The sequence below is a fragment of the Candidatus Deferrimicrobiaceae bacterium genome (genome assembly GCA_035256765.1).
Classification (GTDB): domain Bacteria; phylum Desulfobacterota; class Deferrimicrobia; order Deferrimicrobiales; family Deferrimicrobiaceae; genus CSP1-8.
On record DATEXR010000188.1, the window covers coordinates 1 to 4,222 of the forward strand.

General features: G+C 63.3%; 3 protein-coding genes. 2 read left to right on the top strand and 1 reads right to left on the bottom strand.

Annotated elements, in window-relative coordinates:
- Window positions 1–184: 184 nt before the first annotated feature.
- A complete protein-coding gene (locus VJ307_06355; protein ID HJX73762.1) occupies window positions 185–1,687 on the bottom strand; it encodes a radical SAM protein in 1,503 nt (500 codons plus the stop codon).
- A gap of 83 nt (window positions 1,688–1,770) precedes the next feature.
- On the opposite strand from VJ307_06355, the gene VJ307_06360 reads away from it, so the two are divergent.
- Window positions 1,771–3,243: an RNB domain-containing ribonuclease gene (locus VJ307_06360; GenBank protein ID HJX73763.1), complete on the top strand. Its 1,473-nt coding sequence runs from the start codon at window positions 1,771–1,773 to the stop codon at window positions 3,241–3,243.
- Window positions 3,244–3,310: 67 nt separating this feature from the next.
- Window positions 3,311–4,222 (top strand): AsmA family protein (locus tag VJ307_06365; GenBank protein ID HJX73764.1); only part of this gene is annotated, 912 nt, incomplete at its 3' end.

The window sequence follows — 4,222 nt, forward strand, 5'->3', positions numbered from 1 at the left end:
CACCGACTCGACTCCACCGAACTGCAAAAACGCCTCTTTCAGGGAATCCTCCGTTGCGGAAAACGGAAGATTTCCAACGTACAGTTTCTTGCCCATAAGTCCTCCTTTAAGGCATCAGAGCCGCAAAAGAGGTCATGAGCACGATTCTCGGGATCTCTTTGTCTGCGGACGGTTAACTTCTCTTTCACAATACCACATCCCGTTGGGGAAAACCCGATTCCAGGCGGCGGGTCAGGGTAAAGAAGTGGTGGCCCATGATGGCCAGCGTGACCGCCAGCCCCAGGTGTCTGGGCGTGCGGAGGAAGGTTTTGCCCAGGAAGCGCCAGTACGCCACCCGGTACCGGGCGAAGATTCCCTGCCGGATGAACGAACGGCACAGAGCGAGGTAATCCGATAAGACCAGGCGCGGTGCCGGCCTGGCCCCCAAACGGTTCAGCATCGCCTGGGCGCGTTCGAAATATACGGGCGGGCTGTAAATGGAAGCGATGACTTTCCGATAGCCGGCAAGAAGCGCTTCCGGGTCCATCCTGGGGATGAAATTCAACAGGGCCGCCGTGTTGTCGCCCATGCTCTGCCGCAGGAGCCGGCCTTCCTCGGAAAGCCTGCGCCAAAGGCGCGTGTTGGGGAGCGCGGTCAGAAGGCCGACCATGGAGACGGGGATGGCGGCCTCCTTGATAAAGGCAATCTGCTTCTCGAAGATCTCCGGGGAATCCTGATCGAAGCCGAGGATGAAACCTCCCATCACCTCCATCCCTTGCTCCTGAATGCGTCGCACGCACGCCAACAGATCGGCCTTCACGTTCTGCATCTTGCCCGTCGCCCGGTTGCATTCCGTGGAGGGGGTCTCGATCCCTATGAACACCTTGTTGAAGCGGGCCGCCTGCATCAGGGAGAGCAACTCGTTGTCCTCGGCCAGGTTGATCGACGCCTGGGTGAACAGGGAAAACGGTTTCCCCCGGTTCCGCATCCATTCGGCGATCCGGGGAAGCAGGGCCTTGATGGCCGGCTTGTTGCCGACGAAGTTGTCGTCCACGACGAACACCGATCCGCGCCACCCCATACGATAGAGCTGTTCGAGCTCCGTCAGGATCTGATCCGCCGTCTTGGTGCGGGGGTTCCGCCCGAAGAGTTCGATGACGTCGCAGAACTCGCAGGAGAACGGGCAACCCCGGGAGTACTGGATGGGCATCGAGCTGTACCGCCGCCACCGCGCCAGATGCAGATCGGGGGGAGGGACCCTGGTCATGTCCGCCCGCTCGGCGGCTTCGTAGCGGCGGCGCGCTTTGCCCGCTTCCAGGTCGGAAACAAGCTCTTCGATCACCCTTTCCGCTTCGCCCCGGACGACGTGGTCCACACCCTCGTACGAAGGGTTGTCGGCGCTCGTGACCGGTCCGCCCACCACCGTCCGCAACCCCGCTTTCCGGCAACGGGCGATCAACTGCGCAAGGGAAGGCCCCTGGACCAGCATGGCGCTCAGGAACGCCACGTCGGCCCAGGCGATGTCCTTGTCGAGGAGTTCCTCCACATTGAGGTCCACCAGTTTTCGTTTCCAGTGCGGCGGAAGCAACGCCGAGACGGTAAGCAACCCCAGGGGAGGATAGGCGGAGCGTTTCCCCAGGAAGGGGAGGGCATGGCGAAAGCTCCAAAACGTATCGGGAAATTCGGGGTAGAGCAGCAGGACCTTCATGTCTGATCCTTCCCTAAGAGAAAAGGCGGCGACGGAATGCAGTTTCGATTATGATAAAATACTATAAACGAACGGAAGAAGAAATGGATACGGACGCCGGCCGGCAGCGCTCCACCCTGAGGCGGATCGCCCGTCGGGCGATGATCGAGCGCGGATTGCTGCCTGATTTCTCCCACGCGGCGCTCGCCGAGCTCGACGGTCTCCGGGCGACTGCAGCCGGGAGTTCCGGGTGGCCGCGCGACATGCGCAACCTCCCCTGGGCTTCGATCGACAATGACGACTCCCGGGACCTGGACCAGCTCACCGTCGCCGAGACGATGCCGGAGGGCGCGGCGAAGATCCTCGTCGCGATCGCGGATGTGGACGCCATCGTCAGGCAGGGCAAGGCGATCGACGATCACGCCCGGCAGAACACCACCTCGGTCTATACCGCCGCCGAGATCTTTCCCATGCTTCCCGAGAAGCTGTCGACCGATCTCACGTCGCTGGGCTACCGGGAAGATCGCCCCGCCATCGTCATCGAAATGGTCTTCGGCGAGGATGGGTCGCTTCGCCGCTCGGATCTCTACGGTGCGACGGTCCGCAACCGCGCAAAGCTTGCCTACAACAGCGTTGCGGCCTGGTTGGAAGGCGAAGGGCCCGCTCCGGGACCGATCGCAGCCGTGGAGGGGCTCGCCGAGAACCTCCGCATCCAGGACCGTGTAGCTCAACAGCTGAAGGCGTTCCGGCACGAGCACGGAGCACTGGACCTGGAAACGATCGAGGCGCGCCCGGTGTTCGACGGCGATGTGATCCGGGACCTGGAAGCCGAGCGGAGGAATCGTGCGAAAGAGCTCATCGAGGACTTCATGATCGCGGCCAACGGGGTGACCGCGCGGTACCTGAAAGCCAGGAAGGTTCCCTCCCTGCGGCGCGTCGTCCGCTCCCCCAAGCGGTGGGAGCGGATCGTCGAGGTGGCGTCCCGATACGGCGCAACGCTTCCGCCGGAGCCCGATCCGAGGGCGCTCGGGCAGTTTCTGGCGGGAAGGAAGGCCGCCGATCCTCTCCGGTTTCCCGATCTCTCGCTCACCATCATCAAGCTGATGGGGGCCGGCGAATACGTCCCCGAATTTCCGGAGGAGACGGCTCCCGGTCATTTCGGGCTCGCGGTCAGGGATTACACCCACTCCACGGCCCCGAACCGGCGATTCCCCGATCTCATCACCCAACGGCTGCTCAAGGCCGCCATCACGGGATCACCGATGCCGTATGGCCGCGACGAATTGACGGAGCTGGGCCGTCACTGCACGGAAAAGGAAGACGATGCGAACAAGGTCGAGCGCTTGGTCCGAAAATCCGCGGCGGCCATGCTGCTGGCGCCGAGAACCGGTGAGCGGTTCGACGCGATCGTCACCGGCGCGGCGGACAAAGGGACCTGGGTCCGTCTCCTTCACCCCCCCGTGGAAGGCAGGCTGATTCACGGCTTCGAAGGAGCCGATGTCGGCGAAAGTCTCCGCGTGCAACTGGTCCACACGGACGTGGAGCGGGGGTACATCGACTTCCAAAGGGTCGATTGAGGTAACGCCGTCGATCGGAATCGGAATCGGGAGCGACGGCGCCGCTGGCGCCGGGCGGGGAAAACGGATGGCCAACAAACGGAAAATTGCCCTCTTCGCGGCCGGGGGGCTCTTTGCGCTTCTCCTCCTGGCGGCGGTCGCGCTTCTTCTCTTCGTGGATGTGAACGCGCACAAGCCCCGCCTGGAGGCGGCCGCCTCCGACGCCCTCGGGATGGAAGTCCGCATCGGCGGCAGGCTGGGGATCGGCCTCTTCCCGGGCTTCCATGTCACGGTGGAGGATGTGCGCATCCGGAACCGGGGGGCGGACGTCGCCTCCGCGAAGTCGACCATTTTCGGGATCGAACTTCTCCCCCTCCTCCACAAGGAAGTCCGGATCGTAAAGATCGGGATGAAGCGCCCCCGGATCTCCATCGAGCAGGACCGCGACGGAAAATTCAACTTCGAAACACCGGAAGAGGAAGCCGGGAAGAAGACGGCCGAGGAGGCCGAAGGGATGCGATTCTCCCTGGACGTGACGAAAATATCCCTCTCGGACGGCGCCCTCTTCTACGCGGACAAAAAAACCGGGGAAGTACTCGAGGCCGGGGACTTCAACCTGGATGTGAGCCGCCTGCGGCTATCGGAGAGGAAAAGCTCGGATCTCCTGAAACGCCTTTCCGTTACGGCGGAATTCGCCTGCAAGGAGTTCCACAAGGGGAGCCTGGCGGTCTCGAACCTGAAACTCCGGATCGAGGGGAAGGACGGGCTGTACGGGATTCGTCCGGTCACCGCGGACCGGCTCGTCTACTCCGGCTCCGGAGGGAAAGTGACGGCGGATCGGCTCGCCTTGGGCGTGGAAAACCTCGCCGTCAGGGGCGACGGAAAGGCCGACCTTCTCCGGAGGATTTCCTTTTCGGGGACCGCCGGGATCGGGGAGGTCCGGACAGAGGACCTCGCCGTCTCCGACCTGAAGTCCGCCGTGGCCGGGAAGGACGGCGTC

Bases quoted from the DNA above. Each gene is read 5' to 3' on its own strand.
- VJ307_06355 (HJX73762.1), bottom strand. From the start codon at position 1,687: ATGAAGGTCCTGCTGCTCTACCCCGAATTTCCCGATACGTTTTGGAGC.
- VJ307_06360 (HJX73763.1), top strand. From the start codon at position 1,771: ATGGATACGGACGCCGGCCGGCAGCGCTCCACCCTGAGGCGGATCGCC.